This is a genomic window from Arthrobacter sp. Marseille-P9274, from assembly GCF_946892675.1.
Classification (GTDB): domain Bacteria; phylum Actinomycetota; class Actinomycetes; order Actinomycetales; family Micrococcaceae; genus Crystallibacter.
In genome coordinates this window covers 682,035-700,279 of the sequence record NZ_CAMPOV010000002.1, presented here as the reverse complement: position 1 = coordinate 700,279, position 18,245 = coordinate 682,035, and the positions used below count along the sequence as shown (strand labels likewise).

14 protein-coding genes are annotated in these 18,245 nt (G+C 65.4%); 7 read left to right on the top strand and 7 right to left on the bottom strand.

Features of this window, described 5'->3' with window-relative positions; genetic code table 11:
• Nucleotides 1–68 precede the first annotated feature (68 nt).
• The 3 genes from OC550_RS16450 to OC550_RS16440 all read left to right on the top strand — a co-directional run bounded on the left by OC550_RS16450 (nt 69) and on the right by OC550_RS16440 (nt 4,695).
• Nucleotides 69–1,775, top strand: a complete 1,707-nt coding sequence (locus tag OC550_RS16450) for an IS30 family transposase (RefSeq protein WP_262106991.1) — start codon at nt 69–71, stop codon at nt 1,773–1,775.
• A gap of 658 nt (nt 1,776–2,433) precedes the next feature.
• A complete protein-coding gene (locus tag OC550_RS16445) occupies nt 2,434–2,895 on the top strand; it encodes a hypothetical protein (RefSeq protein ID WP_262106990.1) in 462 nt (153 codons plus the stop codon).
• 432 nt (nt 2,896–3,327) lie between these two features.
• Nucleotides 3,328–4,695: a sugar porter family MFS transporter gene (locus tag OC550_RS16440; RefSeq protein ID WP_262106989.1), complete on the top strand. Its 1,368-nt coding sequence runs from the start codon at nt 3,328–3,330 to the stop codon at nt 4,693–4,695.
• 325 nt (nt 4,696–5,020) lie between these two features.
• Here the strand turns inward: OC550_RS16440 and OC550_RS16435 are convergent, their stop codons facing one another.
• The 4 genes from OC550_RS16435 to OC550_RS16420 form a co-directional block, all read right to left on the bottom strand.
• Entirely contained in the window at nt 5,021–5,389 is a 369-nt protein-coding gene (locus OC550_RS16435) for a hypothetical protein (RefSeq protein WP_262106988.1), read from the bottom strand.
• 333 nt (nt 5,390–5,722) lie between these two features.
• Nucleotides 5,723–5,920, bottom strand: coding sequence for a hypothetical protein (locus OC550_RS16430; RefSeq protein ID WP_262106987.1), 198 nt, complete (start codon nt 5,918–5,920; stop codon nt 5,723–5,725).
• A gap of 594 nt (nt 5,921–6,514) precedes the next feature.
• Complete coding sequence (locus OC550_RS16425) at nt 6,515–7,867, bottom strand: MFS transporter (RefSeq protein ID WP_262106986.1); 1,353 nt, start codon at nt 7,865–7,867, stop codon at nt 6,515–6,517.
• Nucleotides 7,868–7,899: 32 nt separating this feature from the next.
• On the bottom strand, nt 7,900–8,973 hold the full coding sequence (locus OC550_RS16420) for a C45 family peptidase (RefSeq protein ID WP_262106985.1): 1,074 nt from the start codon (nt 8,971–8,973) through the stop codon (nt 7,900–7,902).
• 149 nt (nt 8,974–9,122) lie between these two features.
• Between OC550_RS16420 and OC550_RS16415 the strand changes: the two genes are divergently transcribed.
• Nucleotides 9,123–10,139 (top strand): LacI family DNA-binding transcriptional regulator, encoded by a 1,017-nt coding sequence (locus OC550_RS16415; protein ID WP_262106984.1) that lies wholly within the window; start codon nt 9,123–9,125, stop codon nt 10,137–10,139.
• Nucleotides 10,140–10,223: 84 nt separating this feature from the next.
• Here the strand turns inward: OC550_RS16415 and OC550_RS16410 are convergent, their stop codons facing one another.
• Both OC550_RS16410 and OC550_RS16405 read right to left on the bottom strand, forming a co-directional pair.
• Entirely contained in the window at nt 10,224–11,867 is a 1,644-nt protein-coding gene (locus OC550_RS16410; RefSeq protein WP_262106983.1) for an amidohydrolase, read from the bottom strand.
• A gap of 139 nt (nt 11,868–12,006) precedes the next feature.
• The gene (locus OC550_RS16405; RefSeq protein WP_262106982.1) at nt 12,007–13,440 is read right to left on the bottom strand and encodes a cytosine permease; all 1,434 of its coding nucleotides are present in this window, start codon (nt 13,438–13,440) and stop codon (nt 12,007–12,009) included.
• 113 nt (nt 13,441–13,553) lie between these two features.
• On the opposite strand from OC550_RS16405, the gene OC550_RS16400 reads away from it, so the two are divergent.
• Nucleotides 13,554–14,195 (top strand): TetR/AcrR family transcriptional regulator, encoded by a 642-nt coding sequence (locus OC550_RS16400; RefSeq protein ID WP_262106981.1) that lies wholly within the window; start codon nt 13,554–13,556, stop codon nt 14,193–14,195.
• A 285-nt stretch (nt 14,196–14,480) separates the two neighbouring features.
• Here the strand turns inward: OC550_RS16400 and OC550_RS16395 are convergent, their stop codons facing one another.
• A complete protein-coding gene (locus OC550_RS16395) occupies nt 14,481–15,143 on the bottom strand; it encodes a TetR/AcrR family transcriptional regulator (protein WP_262106980.1) in 663 nt (220 codons plus the stop codon).
• A 106-nt stretch (nt 15,144–15,249) separates the two neighbouring features.
• On the opposite strand from OC550_RS16395, the gene OC550_RS16390 reads away from it, so the two are divergent.
• The gene (locus OC550_RS16390; protein WP_262106979.1) at nt 15,250–16,293 is read left to right on the top strand and encodes an agmatine/peptidylarginine deiminase; all 1,044 of its coding nucleotides are present in this window, start codon (nt 15,250–15,252) and stop codon (nt 16,291–16,293) included.
• Complete coding sequence (locus OC550_RS16385) at nt 16,293–18,017, top strand: amidase (protein WP_262106978.1); 1,725 nt, start codon at nt 16,293–16,295, stop codon at nt 18,015–18,017. Before OC550_RS16390 ends, OC550_RS16385 begins: the two co-directional genes overlap by 1 nt.
• Nucleotides 18,018–18,245: the final 228 nt, after the last annotated feature.

The window sequence follows — 18,245 nt, the reverse complement described above, 5'->3', positions numbered from 1 at the left end:
AAGCAACACCCGTTGTAGGAGTGGCTTCGATGTATCAGCAGTTCAATTCGCCTGCATGCCGGCGGTTTTTGGCTCTTATCCGTGAGGGCAGGGGTCTCAAACCGTCCGCCCGCGCGGCCGGGATTGGGAAGGAGACGGCGTACCGGTGGCTGCGCGATGAGTACCTAAGGCTCCGGGGCGATGGCCTGGACCATGCCGCGGCCCAGACCGGGCTGGGTTTCTTTTCCGGCCGGGCACGGGAGTGGAACGAACGATTCCTGGAGGACAGGGACGGGCGCCATCACTTCCAGGTGGCGCCCGCGGTCGAGGAAGCGTTCTGGTCTGCCTATCTGGGCGGGGCGGTCCTGAAAGCTGCCGCCGCGGCCGCCGGGGTGAACCAGTCGACCGGGTACCGGTGGCTTTACCGGCGGTTCATGCTGCTGCGGTCCGGGCTCCCGGCCGCGCGGGTGGGCAGGGAGCTGCGGCTCTTGCCGGCGACGTTAGCTGCCTGGGAGGCCCGGCGGACAAAGCACCTGGCGGCCGAAAAGGCCCGCCTGCGGCAGGTGCACCTGGACGGGATCCGGGAAGCGCGCGGCTTCGCCGAACACGCGGCCAGGCCCCTGTCCGCGGCGCAGGCGCGGCGGGCTGTCAGGGAGACACGGTACTGGGAACTGGTCAATGCCGGGGTCTCGAATGCCCGGCCCTGCAGGATGTTGGGCATGAGCAGGAACATCGGGACCCGGCTGCGGAACCGGCGCGCGGCCCAGCCGCCGGGGCAGGCCGGGCAGTCTTCCGGGCGGTATCTGTCCCTGCGCGAACGGCTGCAGATCGCGGACCTGCTGCGACTGGGCTGTTCCCTGCGCCGGATCGGGCGGGAACTGGGACGGGCTCCCTCAACCATCAAGCGGGAGCTGGACCGGCACCGGGACGGGCAGGGCCGGTACCTGCCGCGCACCGCAGACCATAACGCGCTCCGGCGGCGCCGGCGTCCGCGGGAGCGGAAGCTGAAGGCGAACCGGCGCCTGCGCGCGCTCGTGCAGCGCAAGCTGAACCGGCGCTGGTCACCGGAACAGATCTGCGGCTGGCTGGCCCTGCGCTTCCCGGCTGAATCGGGCCTGCGGCTGTGTCCGGAGACGATCTACCGGGCGCTGCTCTTCAACGATGACGGAGCCCTGGACAAGAAATACAGTGCCCGGCTGCGCACCGGTCGCAAAATCCGCAAGCATCGGTGGCGGACTGGCTCCGGCCACGGCGCCACGGTGCAGGACATGACCATGATCGGCCGGCGCCCGCCCGAGGTCGAAACCAAGGCAGAGGCCGGCCACTGGGAGGGCGACCTGATCGTTGGGCCCGGGTCGGTCTCGGCCGTGGTCACGCTGCGGGAACGCAAGACCCACTACGGCATCATCATCAACCTGCCTGCCGACCACACCGCGGCCACGACCAACCAGGCCATCACCGCAGCCTTCGCGGTCCTGCCGGCCCACCTGAAACGGACCCTGACCTGGGACCAGGGTGTGGAAATGGCCCGGCACCGGGAACTGGCCGCGGCCACCGGGACCCGGATCTACTTCGCCGAACGCTCCAGCCCCTGGCAGTGCGGGGCCAACGAGAACTTCAACGGACTGGCCCGCCAGTACTTTCCCAAGGGCACTGACCTGTCCGTGCACTCCGAGGACCACGTCCGAGGCGTCTGCGCGGAACTGAACACCAGGCCCCGCAAGAGCCTGGGCTACCTCACCCCGCAGGCACTGTTTCGGGCCGAGAAAAAGCTCGTCCCGGCCACCGCCCGATAGACTCAGAAACACCCGGCCGGTCAGCCGGAATCATCTCAGCGTTGCGTCGACCGCTCGAATCCGCCCCCCGCTCAACGGACCTTTTTGCGGGCGGGGCATGCGCGAATCGGAGCCATAGGGCCCATGGTAACTGCCGCCTAGTACGCCGATCCTGCACTTCTTCAAGGAGTAGTTGCCGCGTTAGAAACGTTCGAACGAGATTTGCGTCCGGATCAGGTTGTTCCGGGCGCGACTGCACTTTTGAACCCTGCTCCCGGAGATCCCTCAGGGACTGCTTGGAATGTTCAAATCCGGCAAGCCCGGCTGAACCGTTGGACCTGGATTCGGCCCAGGGCTTCAGTCGGTTCACGCCCGAGCTCGGAACGATGGCCAGAACGAAGCCCGTGCCGCGGGCAACGACGAGATTTGCCCCGTCGACCTGGTGCTGGGGCTGCTGACTGAGCCTGACGGCCGGTGTGACCAATCAGATGGCGATCGGGCTGGACAGCACCGTCTGAGCAAGTGTTTGAATTGAAAGGCAGTTTTCGACCCAGTACGGACCGGCGGGGCTGGGTCGCCCGGATATTGAGAGCCGATCTGCAGGCCGGACATCCTGGCTGATCCACAGGGCTGCTATCACCATTCCTTTCCTTGTCCTTCGCGCGCCAGGAGTACCTTCATGAACTCGATGTACTACTACGACAACTACGGCCATACCCAAACACGGCCCGCACCGGTCCGGGTCTTCCCCGACGTCGCGCCCACTCCGCCGACTCCCGCCCCGCGCAGGTGGAACCATCCGGTCGGACTCCTGCTCACCGCGATGGTCTGCGCGGTGGCGCTCACCTTCATCCCGGTCCTGCCGCCGCTGTCAGGGGTGTTCATGGGTCTGTTCGGCTTTGCAATTGCTGTCCTGAGTTTGGTGAGCCGGTGGTGGTGGTGGGCCGAGAGCCGGGAACGTGCGGTTGCCGAGGGGGTGTGGGTAGCCCGTCAGTCCGGCTATCGGGCAGACGCGGACGGTGATCACCTGCGGTGGCTCGATCGGGATGGCAAGGTCAAGCGCGCGACGATCGTCCATGGCGACCGCGGCTGGAACCTGCTGCTTTACGGTCTCGCTGCCGACGGCACTCACCGTGGCTGACCGGCCGCTCTCGAGCATCCCGGTCCCGGCCGTCCCGGTGCCTTTCGCGACGCCAGGAAAGCCCGTGAGCAGATCCAGCCGTCACACCCTCGTCACGCAGGTATAAGATTCCCCTAGAGAACCGAAGCGAGGCGGAATCGCCCGTTCGACGCCGGTGCGAGAATTGCCCCGTTTTCGTTCTCGCCGCGATTCATGTCCTCCTGGCCGACGACGACCTGCGCGCCGGCGGCAGGTGCAACCGGCGGTTTGCTTAGTGAACCATCGCGGTGAGGACCGCCTCCGGGCCGGCTTCCTCACATAAAGTCGAACACCCGTCATGATCGAGGACGACTCCGGGAGCCTCGAGGTGCACGTCGATCGACTGGAACTTACTTCCGGTCGGCCCCCTGGGCGAGGGCGCGGGGGAACGGCCTCTTCTCCTTTGGACATCAAATGCGACCTCTCGTCATTCGCAGTGCTATCGTCGCCGCGCTCGGCGGTCTGATTTTCGGTTTCGACACCGCCGTGATTTCGGGGACCATCCAGGCGCTTCAGCGGGAGTTTAACCTGAGCGCAGGAAGCCTTGGATTCACAGTGGCCACTGCGCTCATCGGTACCATTGTGGGTGCGTTGACCGCCGGAGCGCCGGCGGACAGGTATGGGCGCAAGAAGATGCTCTTCGTCATCGGCGCCCTCTTTGTGGTCGGTGCGCTGGGCTCCGCTCTGGCCACGGGCCTCGTGCCGTTCATGATCTTCCGCTTCCTCGGGGGTATCGGGGTGGGGATGGCCAGCGTGTGCGCCCCGATCTATACCGCCGAGATTTCGCCGGCTGCTCATCGAGGACGTCTGGTGGGCTTGGTCCAGTTCAACATCGTGCTCGGCATCCTGCTGGCCTATCTGTCGAACTACCTGATCCGCGTCTCCCTGCCCGCCGATGTTGCCTGGCGGTGGATGTTCGGTGTGATGGCGATCCCGGCGATCGTCTTCCTGCTCCTGCTGTTCACCGTGCCCGAGACGCCGCGCTGGTTGATGAGCACTGGCCAGGACCAGCGGGGCGCCCAGGTCGCCCGCCGGTTGTGCAGTACCCAGGCCGAGTTCGACCTGGAGGTGGGTGAGATCCGTGCCTCACTCGCCGCTGCAGAGAACGCCCCGACCGTCCCGTTCTTCACGGTGCAGCACCGGGGGGTCATCCTGATGGCCGTGGCCATTGCTATGTTCAACCAGCTGTCGGGTATCAACGCGATTCTCTACTACGCCCCGGAAGTGCTCATGAGGGCGGGCGCGTCCACGAATGATGCCTTCCTGATGAGCGTCGCGGTGGGCCTGATGAACCTGGTAGCCACCATGGCCGCGCTGGCGGTCATCGATCGGTTCGGACGGCGCCGGCTCATGCTGGTCGGCTCGATCGGCTATCTGATCAGCCTCGGTTTCCTTGCCGCTGTGATGTTCTACTACGAGCCTGTCTTCACGACGACTTCCAGCGTCCTGGTGCTCGTCGGCCTGCTGGTGTTCATCGCCTCCCATGCCTTCGGTCAGGGCGCGGTGATCTGGGTTTTCATCTCCGAGATCTTCCCCAACCGCATCCGCGGACGCGGTCAGTCGTTGGGGAGCCTGACCCACTGGGTGTTCGCGGCGATAACCTCGTGGGCATTTCCGCCGGTGATCATCGCGCTGGGCGGCGGTTGGGCTTTCTCGATCTTCTTTGTCTGCATGATTGGGCAGCTGATCTGGGTCCTGAAGGTAATGCCGGAGACCAAGGGCGTGCCGCTTGAAGAGATGGAAGAACAGCTCGGGCTCGCGCACTGGCGCGCCTCAGCCTGAGCAAAGTACAGGAGGCCTCCTACATGGCTGCCATGTCCAGCCTCCGAAGCTCCAACGCCTCCCGGACCTACTACGAGCGCAAACGCGCCGAAGGCAAGACCCATATTCAAGCCGTCCTCTCGCTGGCCCGCCGTCGATTGTGGCGGCGCCTTTGGGGGTGTCCCGTTCCTTCAGAGTGCAATTCGTCGTTATGGGGCAGCGTCTTCGAGGTGCAGCAGCCACTGTAGGGACGAGGGCTCCAGCAACTTCAGACGCTGCTTTCGCGTGACCACTAGGGCGGTGATCCTTCACCGGGTAGCAGCTCCGATGCCCCTGCCGTCGTGACTTACGGGCCGTCTGACAGTGAAACCGCTAGGGCCCACATGCCTTTGGCTTCCGTGCCTTCGACTGCAATAGTGACTTCGCTGACGGGAAGCTGCATGGTGGTGGTCACCGTGGAACCGCAGTCCGTGCTTCCGGTTCCCAGGTCACCGTCGGCCGCTTTAGCCGTTACGGTGATGGAGCGGGCGTTCTTGCAGGCCATCGCGATGTCGTACCGGCCTGCCTTCTCGGGCGTGAACTTCAAGCCCGCTTCGGGCCCGATGCCGCCGGATGCGCGGTGGACGCCTGGCGCTCCCCATCGCTCCTCGCCGAACTGCTGGTTCGCCCATTCGTAGGGATCGTGTTCCGTCTTGGAATCTGCGTCCAGGGACACGCTGACTGGTGCGCGGCGGTCAGCGACAGCTATAGGACAGCAGCCAGGGCACCAAACGCGGGATGGACGTTCATGGCCGAAGCCTACCGGAACGGAAAGAGCCCGAGCCGTTCGGCAGAGTGCCGGGGTGTAGAAACCGGCGGGGCTTCGGTTGTGGTGCCGCCTTGCTGCGAGGCGCCGACCAGGATGCTCAGGCTGCGTATTGCCCCCCGAACAATAGATGTTTTATGGGGCTTGCCCTCGCGCCACTCCTCGTTACAGACTCTGTGAGTGCCAGAGTTGCAGACTCTGTAAGAACCTATGGTGCCCGGGTCACGCGGGTCTAGGAAGGGGTCATGGCGCAGATACGGGCTCGGCCGAGTAGCCTTCGACTTTTTCGAATAGGTGACGCAAATGGCCGCCGTGATGCTCCAGCCACATGGCGTTGGCGGCGTAGGTCACGTCTGACACATAACCGGTTCGGATAAGCTGTCCGTCCTTCTTGACCTGGACGTGCTGGCCAACCAGTTCTCTCCAATTTTCAACGGCCATAGGCCACCTTTCATCCCTGCCTACACCGAGGAACGGACCGGGCTTCGTAAGAGCCCATTCCGTACCATGCTTGAGGCTATAGGGAGATCGCGGGGCGGTCAGTGTGCTCGTGCACAAGATCAGGCCCGTGGACTATCCGCCTCTCCAACAGACGAAGTAGGACGGCCGTATTCACTATGTTCACCACATTCCCACTGAAGTTCACTCGAGGAGCCGTTGGACAATGCGGTACTGGTCTAGCGCGGGCACCAGGTCCTCGGCGGTTATCGGGCGCCGGCCGACAGGACTAGTTCTCACCTACGGCCCAACTTTGCGTTGCGGTGTGCCGGGTTTTCTCAGCATCTTTGCCGGTGCACGGTGCACGGTGCACGGTGCACGGGGCACGGGGCACGGGGCGTCGGTGAGACGGTATGCCGCGCACGCCCGAAGGGCTGGCTCGCGCCACAGCGGGTCGTCATCTCGGAGATCTTGGCCGGGCAAATTGACTGGGCTTCAATTCTGTCGGGAACCGCTGAGGTCTTCCCGGCGGCAGCGGGTGCCGCTGCCGCCGGGGACAGACGCTGTATTAGAGATGGTGCTGCGTAGCCTCGGTGATCAGCCGCTGACCGGGGTTTTCTTTTCTTCACCAAGCTCCGCTGTGGGCACCTTGTAGGTTTCCCGCAGCCCCAGTACGCACAGGGCGAGCACCAGACATGCGGCGCCGGAGTAGAGGACGATGCCGAGGGAATCGCGGTTGAATGCGATGAACAGGGCTGTGGCGATGCTGGCTGCCGTGCCCCCGCCCAGCGCTGCACCGGTCTGGTAGGTGGCGGAGATGGAGGAGTAGCGGCTTTCCCTGGAGAACTGCTCGCCCAGGAAGGCGGGGATGCAGCCCTGCGGCATGGCCATGAAGAGGTTGACCAGAATGAAGGCCACGGTGGCCAGGAAAATGATGTGGCTATCGACCAAGCTGAAGAACAGGAAGAAGAAGATACCGTAGATCGCGGCGCCGCCGGCAATGACCTTCTTGCGCCCGATCCTGTCCGACAGCAAGCCCATGAACGGGGCAGCGATCATAAAGGCGATCGATCCTGCTACCTGGAAGAGGAGGGACTGGGTGTCTGTGTAGCCGCGCTCTTCTGTGTAGGTGACGGTGAAGAGCGAACCGATGTAGGCGATGGTGTTGTAGCCGAAGGCGACGCCAATGGCCAGCAGCATCTGCCTGGGGTGCCGTTTGATGGCGGCCAGCAGCGGAACGCGGGGGGCCTGCTTCTTGTTCACGTGTTCATGAGGCATGCGCCGGCGGGCGATGATGCCCACAAGGACCAGCAGCCCGCCCAGCCAGAACGGGACCCGCCATGCCCACGCGGTGAGCGCGGATTCTGGCAGGAGAGTCATGACGGTGAACACACTGGTGCCGAACAGGCTCCCGATGCCGATGCCTGTACTGGTGAAGCTTCCCCACAGGCCGCGTCGGTTCTCCGGGGAGTTTTCAATGCCGAAGAGGGAAGCGCCGCCCCATTTACCGCCGGCCGCGAAGCCCTGTACGAGTCGCAGTGCAACCAGCAGGACGGGTGCGAGCACGCCGACGTTCTCATAAGTGGGGAGGCAGCCGATCAGGAAGGTGCTGGCTCCCATCAGTAGGAGGGTCATGACCAGCATGGTCTTGCGGCCGATGCGGTCGCCGAAGTGTCCCAAGACGATTCCGCCGAGCGGGCGCATGATGAAGCCGGCGCCGAAGGCGGCAAAGGCGACAAGGGTTCCGGTCAGCCGGTCGGTAGCGGGGAAGAAGAGAACGGGGAACACCAGTGCGGCGGCAAGTCCGTAGACGATGAAGTCATAGAATTCCAGCGCGGTGCCGAAACCGGAAATGAAGAACGTGCGGACGGCGGTCGTGGCCTGGGCCCCCGGGCGTTGGGCTTCGTTCGGTGACATCGGTGAGACCGGAGTGGACTGTGTTTGGGACATGGCGGGTCATCCTAGGAGAATCGGGATTTTGATCAGAAGCGTGTCAGGCCGTGCGCAGCGGCTTCGTCGGGGCGGCCCGGGTAGTAAACCAGCGCGAAGTTTTCGACGTCCACGCACACGGTCAGCAGGGTGCACCACTGGTCGATGAGCGGTTTGCCGGTGTCGGGCGTCATGCAGATTGCGGCCTTTGCACCCTCGCCGCCACAGGCGGCCCGTGCACGGTCAAGGGGACCAAGGCCCGCGAGGCTGCCACGGATAGCGTCCAAATGTTGGTAACGCTCTGCCGTGGTGGAGTCTGCGGGCATTGTGTCGCCACGGCACAACTCCGGGTCCAGGAAGTGGTTGGTGTGGAACAGCCATCCGTCCTCGCCCGGGCGGACGATGCCCATCCCGGACGGTGAGAGCTCAAGGCTGGCAGCGCGGGAGCTGCCCTCGTGTAGTTCGAAGACCGTGAGGCAGGTCGAGGCGCTGACTGCGGCACTGGCCGCAATCTTCTCGGCCTCCTCCAGGCTGGTGGCCTCGTTCAGTATGCGGCGGGCAATTGCATGTACGGAGACTCCGCCGTGATCCGAGTCGCCGGTGTGGGCAAGGATGTTGAAGTGGAGGCCCAGTCCTGCGTCGTTCACGCCGATCTTCGCGGCGGTGCCGAACTCGGTGAACATCTTTACCCTGCGGCCCTCCTCCGAGACCAAGCTGACCAGCAGGCCGTCGGGGACCAGGAATGCATGCCAGTCCCACGTCTGCATTGTTTCCGGGGCACGGCCCACGCCGGTGAAAACCGCCGTAGAGCATTCGCCCTCTGAACGAGGCGGCGCCGCGGCAAGGACTTCGGTGCGGGCGCCGACTGCGGCGAGCTTCCAGAGCTCGACGTGTGCAGCTGCCGCAATGGCCTCCGTCTCAGCGGCTAGGCCGGGCGCCCAAACTCCCAGCGCAGCGTGACTGGTCTCGGCTATACAGCGGACAGTATCCGCGGGAATCTGCAGGTCGTCGAAATGCTGCAGGTACAGCTCCGCTGCCCGGTCGAACCGGTCGCCGAACTTCAGGCCAAGTTCGCCGCCACGCTCGTCCGGGTCCTGAGTCGTTGACGTTGCGGTGAGTAACTTCATGAGGCCTTCCTTTAGGTACTTAGCGGTGAGGTGCGCATCACAGTACGGAGCCAAAACGTTTTGTGCAATGATGGTTTTCTGGCACTGCAGCCGGAAGCGCTGGGCTCATCATGCAGGGGTGAGGAGCGGGAATGCCGCTGAGGAGGGCCATGGCTCGAGGCGAAGGAATCACAATCCGAGACGTAGCGCGACGCGCCGGGGTCTCAATTACTGTTGTCTCGCACTCCCTCAACGGGAAGGGGACTGTCAGCGAGGCGACGCGCGCCCGTGTGAAGGCCGCGGCCGACGAGCTTGGCTACCAGGCTGATGCGTTTGCCCGCGGCATGCGGCAGGGGAGGATCGGAGCCATCGGCCTGGTGCTGCGCTCGCTCGATGCCCTGGGTGACTACGCTCCGGCAGGCGTGGACGTCTTCGAGCGCTTCGCCGGAATCGTCTCCTCCAGAGCTCTGGCCAAAGGACTCAGCATCACCTTGGTGCCGGACCTCACCCGCAGGCCTGTTCCGCCTCTGGCGTTCTCCATGGACGGTTATATTGTCATGAGCCCGCACGAGGACGATCCGGTGGTCGCGCTGCTGGAACGGCGGGGGATTCCTTACGTCTGCTATGGCAGGGTCCTCGCACGGCCGGGATTCACACGGTGGGCCTCAGAGGACGACCCTCTGGCGGCACGCCAGCTGTTGGCCCATCTGGAGGCAGGCGGAGCGCGTGAAGTGGTCCTGGTCCCGGGCACCGATCGGAACGCATGGAACCATGACTTCCGGCAGGAGTACCTGGCCTGGTGCGAACGGCACGCCATAACTCCTAGGGTCTATGAGCAGCCGGAGCGGGCCGGTGTGGAGGGCGGGCGGCAAGCAGGAGCCAGGATTCTGGCCGACGGCGTGCCAGAAGCGGTCCTGTGCCTGACGGGACGTCATGCTGCGGGGGTGCAGCAGGAGTTTCTCGCCGCCGGTGTCAATGTTCCGGGGCAGGTTATGATCGCGGCGGCATCCGACTCTGAACATGCAAGGTCCAGCAGACCGGCGATCACGGCGTTCGAGCTGAACCCGGCGGCTTGCGCAGATGCACTCCTGGACATGCTGCAGGAAGTGCTGGAGACGGGCGGCACTGCGGGGCCCCGCCTGACGAAGGCCAGGCTAAGGCCCCGGGCCTCCACCCGCAGGGAGTGAGACCTTACCCTCCCCTTGGCGCCGCAGCAGCTGCAGGCCGCAGGGACGCTTGCTGCGGTTCATGGCTGCAATAGACTTGCGCGTTTAGCGGTCGGTCTCCGTGTGCCGGCCGTTCTCGTAGACGGTGCGGCCGGCGACGACTGTGCGCAGCACCTGTGTGTTCAGCAGGGCAGCCGGGCGCGCGTCATCGGCGGCGGCGAGGACGTCAGTGTCGAGGACGACGAAGTCCGCGTAGAGGCCGGCGGCAAGGCGGCCGATTTCATGTTCGGCGCCGCAGGCCCAGGCGGAGTCGCGGGTGGCGTGTTCGATGGATTCGGCCAGCGGCAGGGCGAAGTCGGGAACGTTGGTGCCGGCGGCAGCATCGAGCGCCGAGGCCCGGGTAGCGGCAACGTACATGTTGGGCAGTGGTGCGTGCGGTGAGGTGGGGGAGTCGGTACCGAAGGCCAGCCGTGCTCCGGCTTCGGTCATCCAGGGCCAGGGGAAGCCGCGCTCCACGCGGTCGTCGTTGAGCTTGGCCCGCCAGTTCTCCGCAATCGCCGGGTCGGCGTGCACCGGTTGCATGCTGGCGGTGATCCCGAGGGCGGCAAGCCGTTCGACGTCGGCCCGGTCGACGAGTTCGAGATGCTCGATGCGGTGCCGGCGGTCCTGTGGACCGTTCACTGCAACGGCATGTTCGACGGCACCGATGGCGATTCGTGTTGCCTCGTCTCCGATGGCGTGCATGGCGACTTTCAGGCCTGCTGCATCGGCGGCGGCGACCACGGGGGCGAGCTCTTCAAGCCGCCAGATCGGCTCTGCATTGGTCCCGTCGGCGTAGGGCGCTCCCAAGGCTGCGGTGCAGCCGTCGATGGTGCCGTCGATGATGACCTTGATGCCGACGACGCGCAGGAAGGGTGAGACATGATCGGCGGCGAGATCCGCTGCCCGCCGGATCTGCGCGAGATTGTCCTGCGCGGATCCGGTGTTGTTCACGCGCCAGTAGGCGATGAGCCGGCTGGTGAGTCTGCCATCCTTTTCCGCGCGCGTGAAGGTCTCAAGATCGGTCTCGTTGAAGCCCATGTCGCAGGCCGTCGTGACACCGGTTTCACGGTACGCGTGCTGGACGGCGGTGATGCTCGCTTCGTGTTCGTTCTCGTTGACCTGAGAGTCGAGGAAGGGGAGCACGATCTCGTAGAAGGCGTTCTCGTCGATGTAGCCGGTGGCGTGCCCGTTGGAATCGCGCTTGATGGTGCCGCCGTGAGGGTTCGGGGTGTCGTCGGTGATTGCGAGTTCGGCCAGGGCGGCTGTGTTCACCCAGACTGAGTGGAAGTCGTAGGCGAAGGCGTATACCGGCTTGTCGGGCACGACGGCGTCGAGCATTGCGGCGTCGGGAATGCCGCCGGGGATCACTCCGTGGAGCCAGCCGGTGGCGAGAATCCGCGGAGACTGCGCGTGCTCCAGGGCCCGCTCCTTAATCCGGTGCTGGAGCTGTTGGACCGAGCCGGCACCCCACAGGTTGACTTGACCGAGGGCTTCGCCGGTGCCGATCACGTGCGCGTGTCCGTCGACGAACCCGGGGACGACAAGATGGCCTGAGAGATCGATTTTTTCGGCGTTCGGGCTAAGGCGGTGCGCGGTGGCCGTGTCGCCTACGTAGAGGATCCGTTCGCCCTGAACGAGTATGGCATCCGCCCAGCGGCGGGTGTCCGCCGTGAAGACTCGGGCGTTGGTATAGAGCTGGATGGTCACGCGATCTTTTCCTTCGGGTTTGTTGGGTTCTTGCATCGAGGACGTCCAAGGGGTTGCCCACGTCCGGCAGCAGACGGTTCCGAGTCATCGCCTTATCGGGCAGGATGCATCCGGGTCGTGGCGGTCTCGGGGGGAACGGTCATGGGCGGGCTCCTTCTCTCACGGCGCGGCCGGACAAGATGATGTACACCGCGGAGGTGACAATCAGAGCGACCGGCACCGAGAGGTCGATACTGCCCATGACGGCTGCAATCGGGCCGGTATACAGGGTGCTGGTCACGAACAGGGAGGCGATAGCACCGCCGAGCACCACGGCGAGCAGACCGGGAACGTGCCAGCCCCGGCTGTACCAGAACGCCGCGCCGGGCCTCTCGTCGAAAAGGTCGCTACCGTTATAGCGGTTGCGCCGGAGAACCACGTCTGTTGCGAAGATTGCCATGGTGGGACCGGAGATGAGGACCAGCAGCTGCAGCATCAGATTGACCGCTTCCAGCAGGCTGGTGGACATCACCAGGTAGACGGTGAGTGCTGTGCCGATGACCCCCACGACCATCGCCGCAGGAATCCGGCGGATCGGGATACCGATCGACTGGAAGGCCATGCTCGCGGTGTAGGTGGTCATCCCATTGAGCGAAATGGTGTTGATAATGACGCCCACCACGAAGAGCGGCCCAAGCCAGACGGGCAGAAGCGCCAGGAGCGCGGACTCGATCCCGAGGTCCATGGCGGCGGCGTCGATCCCGGTGGCCAGAAGGGCCCCGACCGCGGTGAAGAACGTGGCCGGCAGTACGCCGCCGAGCGCCGTCGCCGCGACGATGTGGGAGGGCTTCGTGGAGCCCGGCAGGTAGCGGGCCATGTCCGGACTGTTGGAGAAAGACAAGGGACTCGAGGCCATGATCGCGAAGCCGATGGACAGCACGGACCACAGCGGCACGCCCTGCAGCGGTTTGGCCGGATGGTAAGCCCAGTTTATGTGCGGCAGGATGAACGCGGTCACCAAAAGGAAGATCACCAGCAATACCACCGCCACCACGGGGTAGCTGCGCAGGATCAGGCCGTGGCCATAGACAGCCACCAGAACGGTAACTGCGGCGACGACGAGTGTCACCACCACCGGCCCCAGGACAGGATCGGTGAAGCCAACTCGGGCCAGGAGTTCGGCGCCCATGAACGAGGACGCAAGCCAGTTGAGCGCCAGGAACACCGCAGAGATGAACCAGCCGTAGAACGCAACGACGACCTTGTTGCCCCTGACCCCGTAGATTGCGCGGGTGATGACGGAACCGCTCGTTCCCGCCGCAGGGCCGCTGACCGCGACAATACCCGTCAGGATCCAGGGCACGCCGCTGGCGATGATGAGAAGGAGGGCCTGCCAGAGTTCCAGGCCCAGCAGAATCAGCGATGCGCCGATAGCGAAGCTCAGAACGCTCACATTCGGGGCCGCCCAGACCGCGAAGAGGTCACGGGCGCGCCCATGCCGTTCCGAGGCATCGATGACTTCGATGCCCCTGGTCTCGGGGTGGGACAGGGGCTCCGGGGGACTGACGACATCAGCGAAACGAGACTGGGACAACGTTGTTCCTCTCGAGGGGTTCGGGTGCGCAGTTTCCTGAAGAGCCGCGGCTAGGAAGTTATTGGCCGGACGACCAATGCGATATTGGTCACTAATCCAATAGACTCAGGGGCATGATGTCAAGCCGGACTTCCCAGCGGATCCGAAAAGCCCCGGAGGAGCGCCGCGCCGAAATCCTCGCAGAGGCGGCGACGATGGCACTGTCCGAGGGCCTGGAGCGCATTACTCTCCGCGCCGTCGCGGAGCGGCTGGGAGTGCGGCCCGGCCTGATCAGCCATTATTTTCCCGCTGCAGAAGACCTGGTCATCGCCGCTTTCGTCCGTGCCGTCTCCGAAGAGCGCGAGGAACTGTTCTCCGGTGACGGCGACCCCGTCGCGCGCCTGGCGCATCTCATTTCGTACATCGAAGGCGATGGTGCTGTTGAGCTCACCCGGTTGTGGCTGAACGCCCGGCACCTCTGCCGCTTCAGTCCGGCTCTTGCTGCCGCGCTGGAACACCAGGAGCATCTGGGCAGCCAGCGTCTGGCCGCACTGATCGAGGACGGAATCGCCACGGGAGACTTCGTCGTTGAGGACCCGCACGCCGCCTGCGTAAGAATCTTCGTCGCCATCGACGGAGTGGGCGCCTATGTCAATGACACGCACCCCTTTGCGCACAGGGCCTTCACACACTACGTCTCGGATGTGGCGGAGTGGGCGCTTGGCATGCGCGCAGGCGACCTCCGGGCCGCGGTGGACCGGCTGTCTGCAGCCTAATTCCAGGTCCGCTGATGGCGCATCCGCGACAGGCCGCTGCTGCATGCTGCGGAACGCCTCGCCTGTGGACGCGTTCCGGCGGACCGAGCCGCGCCGCAGCCATCGGGCAGGCTGCGGGACCGTTCCTGTGCCGACCATCCTTGGGTCCTGGTGTGGCGGCAGCACCGGCCCCGTACGCCGCATATCGACGAGCAGTGCGCCCGTTTTGCTTCCTGCCGGTAGTGAGGGACCGGAAAGGTCAGGGAAGGCGTGCCGAAAATCGGCCGCAAATAGCGACGGGCGGGCCTATTGCTTCGGGTGCGGGACATCGGGGGCGCTCGGGTCGTGCACCAGCAGCCCGCCGCCGGGTGCGCCGACCATCCCCTCCACGGCGCGGACGAGGTGTGCACCGCGATCGCTGACCCCGTTCCAGCGCACCAGCGCCTGGGCATTCAAACCGTCGATCATGCCAAGAATCTGCCACGCCACCGAGGCGGCGTCGGAGGTCTCGAACTCGCCGGCTGCGATGCCGGCATCAACGATGCCTTGGATTATCAGCTGCCATGCATCCATTTGCTCGCGCACGCGTGCGGCAAGTACGTCATTGCGGCGCCCCAGACTCCAGGCTTCCACCCACACCGCTGTCACCTCCAGGCGGGCGCTGTCCAGCAGAGTGTCCAGCAGCGCCGCGAGCCGCTGCCGCGGAGCCGGAAGCCCGGCTAGCAGGCCCTCCACCTCCCGGATTTCATCGCTGACGATGGCAGAAAAGGTGCTGGCCACCAGCGAGTCCACCTGCGGCTGGTAGTGGGCCACGAGTCCGGACGCGACCCCGGCCTGCGCCGCTACACCGCGCAGCGTAATTGCCGACAGCCCCCGCTCCAGCGCGAGTTCGCGGGCGGCCTGCGCGATTTCAGCTGCCCGCTCCTCCGGTTTCTTCCGGCCGGATCGTTTTTGAGGGGTTCTTGACATCACAGATCAGTCTAAAGTAGCTTGTCTTCGCTGTTGATCATTTGATCAACAAGAGTCCGAGGGCAGCGGCGTAATGCTCCCTCGTCCCCACGATGAAGGAGCCCGCATGGCCTGGAAAATGCCGGCCGAGACCGCACCCCATGAGCGAACCTGGATGGCTTTCCCACGTCGAGGGTTGACGCTGGGCGAGAACGCTGCCGCCGCAGAGGAGGCCTACGCGGCCTGGACCGCCGTCGCGCATGCGGTGGCCGAGTTCGAGCCCGTGACCATGGTGGTGGACCCGAGCGAGCGCGATCGGGCCCGCCGGATGCTGGGCGGCGGGATTGAGCAGGTCGAGGCGCCGCTGGATGAGTTCTGGATGCGTGACATCGGTCCAACCTTCGTCATCGACGATGAACGTCCGGGCGTGCTCGGTGCGGTGGACTGGATTTTCAACGGCTGGGGAGCCCCTGCCTGGGCCGAATGGGAGAAGAGCCGCGGCATCGGACGCTTCGTCGCCGGGCAGGCGGACGCCGAACTCGTCAGCTCGATGCTTGTCAATGAAGGCGGTGCCATCCATGTCGACGGCGAAGGAACCGTGCTGGTCACTGAAACCGTGCAGTTGGATCCTGCCCGCAATCCCCAGGCGGACAGGGCGCGGGTCGAGGCGGAACTGGCCCGCACGCTGGGAACCACGCACACGGTATGGGTGCCGCGCGGCCTGACCCGCGATTATGAGGATCTGGGCACCCGCGGGCACATCGACATGGTGGCCACACTGCCGTCGCCCGGCCGGATTCTGCTGCACTGGCAGGGCAATCCGGAGCACCCCGACTATGACGTCAGCCGCAGCCTTCAGACCTTCTTCGAAAACCAGATCGACGCTGCCGGCAAGCCCTTCGAGATCATCCCGCTACCCGCACCGGAAACACTGCAGGACCATGAGGGCTTCGTGGACTGGAGCTATGTGAACCACCTTGTCGTCAATGACGGGGTCATTGCCTGTGGCTACGGCGAGGACCGGGCGGATGCCTTGGCGGCGGAGCTCCTGGCCGAGGCCTACCCGGGCCGCCGGGTGCTCACTGTGGACGCCCGGCCGATCCTGGCACGCGGCGGCGGCATTCACTGCATCACGCAGCAGCAGCCGAAACTCAGCGGGCAGGTGGCGTGATGGGTCGCCGCTTCGAGGTTGTCGAGGCCTCCATCGCTCAGCTGCGCGCCGCCATGGAAGCGGGCCAGGTGACCAGTGAAGAGCTCACCCAGGCCTATATTGACCGGATCACGGCCTACGACCGGAACGGGATCAGGCTGAACGCAGTGGTCGTCATGAATCCCGACGCACTGGCGCAGGCGCGGGCCTCGGACGAGCGCAGGTACCGGGGCGAGACCCGCGGACCGCTGGACGGCATCCCCTACACAGCCAAGGACAGCTATCTTGCCAAGGGACTGACGGCGGCAGCAGGGTCGCCGGCATTCGAACATCTCATCGCCCGGCGCGATGCGTTCACGATCGAACGCCTGCGGGCCGCCGGCGCAGTGCTGATCGGGCTCACCAACATGCCGCCCATGGCCAACGGAGGCATGCAGCGCGGCCTCTACGGGCGTGCCGAAAGTCCGTACAACGCCGACTTCCTCACAGCGGCCTTCGGCTCCGGCTCGTCCAACGGCTCGGGGACCGCGACGGCGGCCAGCTTCGCTGCATTCGGACTGGGGGAGGAGACCTGGTCCAGCGGACGAGCCCCGGCATCGAACAACGCTTTGTGCGCCTATACGCCGTCGCGCGGGGTGATCTCGGTGCGCGGCAACTGGCCCCTCGTGCCGACCATGGACGTCGTCGTGCCGCACACCCGATCCATGGCAGATCTGCTTGAACTCCTCGACGTCGTCGTGGCGGATGACCCCGAAACGCGCGGCGATTTCTGGCGCGCCCAGTCGTGGATCCCGATTCCGGCCGCATCCTTGATCCGCCCGGCCTCATACCCGGCGCTGGCACCTGCCGACCCGGACACAGCGCGGACGGCTCTCCAAGGGAAGCGGTTTGGCGTGCCGAGGATGTACATTAATGCCGACTCCGAGGCCGGGACGAGCGCGCACCCCGGTATCGGCGGACCCACCGGCCAACGAATCCACACGCGCCAGTCCGTGGTCGACCTGTGGCAGGCTGCGAGGCGCGACCTCGAGGCGGCAGGGGCCGAAGTAGTGCTGGTAGATTTCCCCGTCGTGACGAACTACGAAGGCGACCGCCCCGGGGCTCCGACCATCGCCACGCGCGGACTGGTGAATCCGGATTACCTGCGGCACGAGATCGTGGATCTTTCGGCGTGGGCGTGGGAAGACTTCCTGGCGGCCAACGGCGACCCGGGACTCCACAGTCTGACCGGAGTCGAGGGAGCCCAGATCTTTCCGCATCCGGAAGGGGCGCTGCCGGACCGCTACGGCGGCTTCGACGACGACATCGCGGAGTACCCGGAACACGTCCGCAAGCACAAGGTGGAATCGTTCACCGAGATCCCTCACCTTGCGGAAGGCCTGCGCGGGCTTGAGGAGACCCGGCGGATTGACCTGGAGGAATGGATGGACGGTCTGCGGCTGGATGCGGTGGTCTTCCCGGCCGTCGCCGACGTCGGACCGGCCGACATGGACATCAACGAGGCCTCCGCAGACCTTGGCTGGAGCAACGGAGTGTGGGTCGCCAACGGCAATCTGGTCCCGCGGCACCTGGGCATCCCGACGGTCACTGTCCCGATGGGCACCCTGGCTGACATCGGCATGCCCGTCGGTCTAACCTTCGCCGGCCGGGCCTATGACGACACCGCGTTGCTGACCCTGGCCGCCGCGTTCGAGGCCACGGGTGCCCGCCGCACCGTTCCCCCGCGCACCCCGCCGCTGAACTAAGCCGGGACCCTGCACGGGCTCTGACGCAAGCAGGCAAGCCATGTGTCATTGCCCCGGCGCCCCGGGACAAGCTGCCCGGGGCGTTGGCAGACGGATCCTGGATTCTCGTCCAGCCATTCGGCCAGCCACAGCTCCAGCCGACCCGCGAAGGCTGCGGGCCGAGACCGGCGGGGGCACGGGAGGTGCCGTTGCGGACCTGCTCGCTGCTCTCGGACAGGAAATCACAAC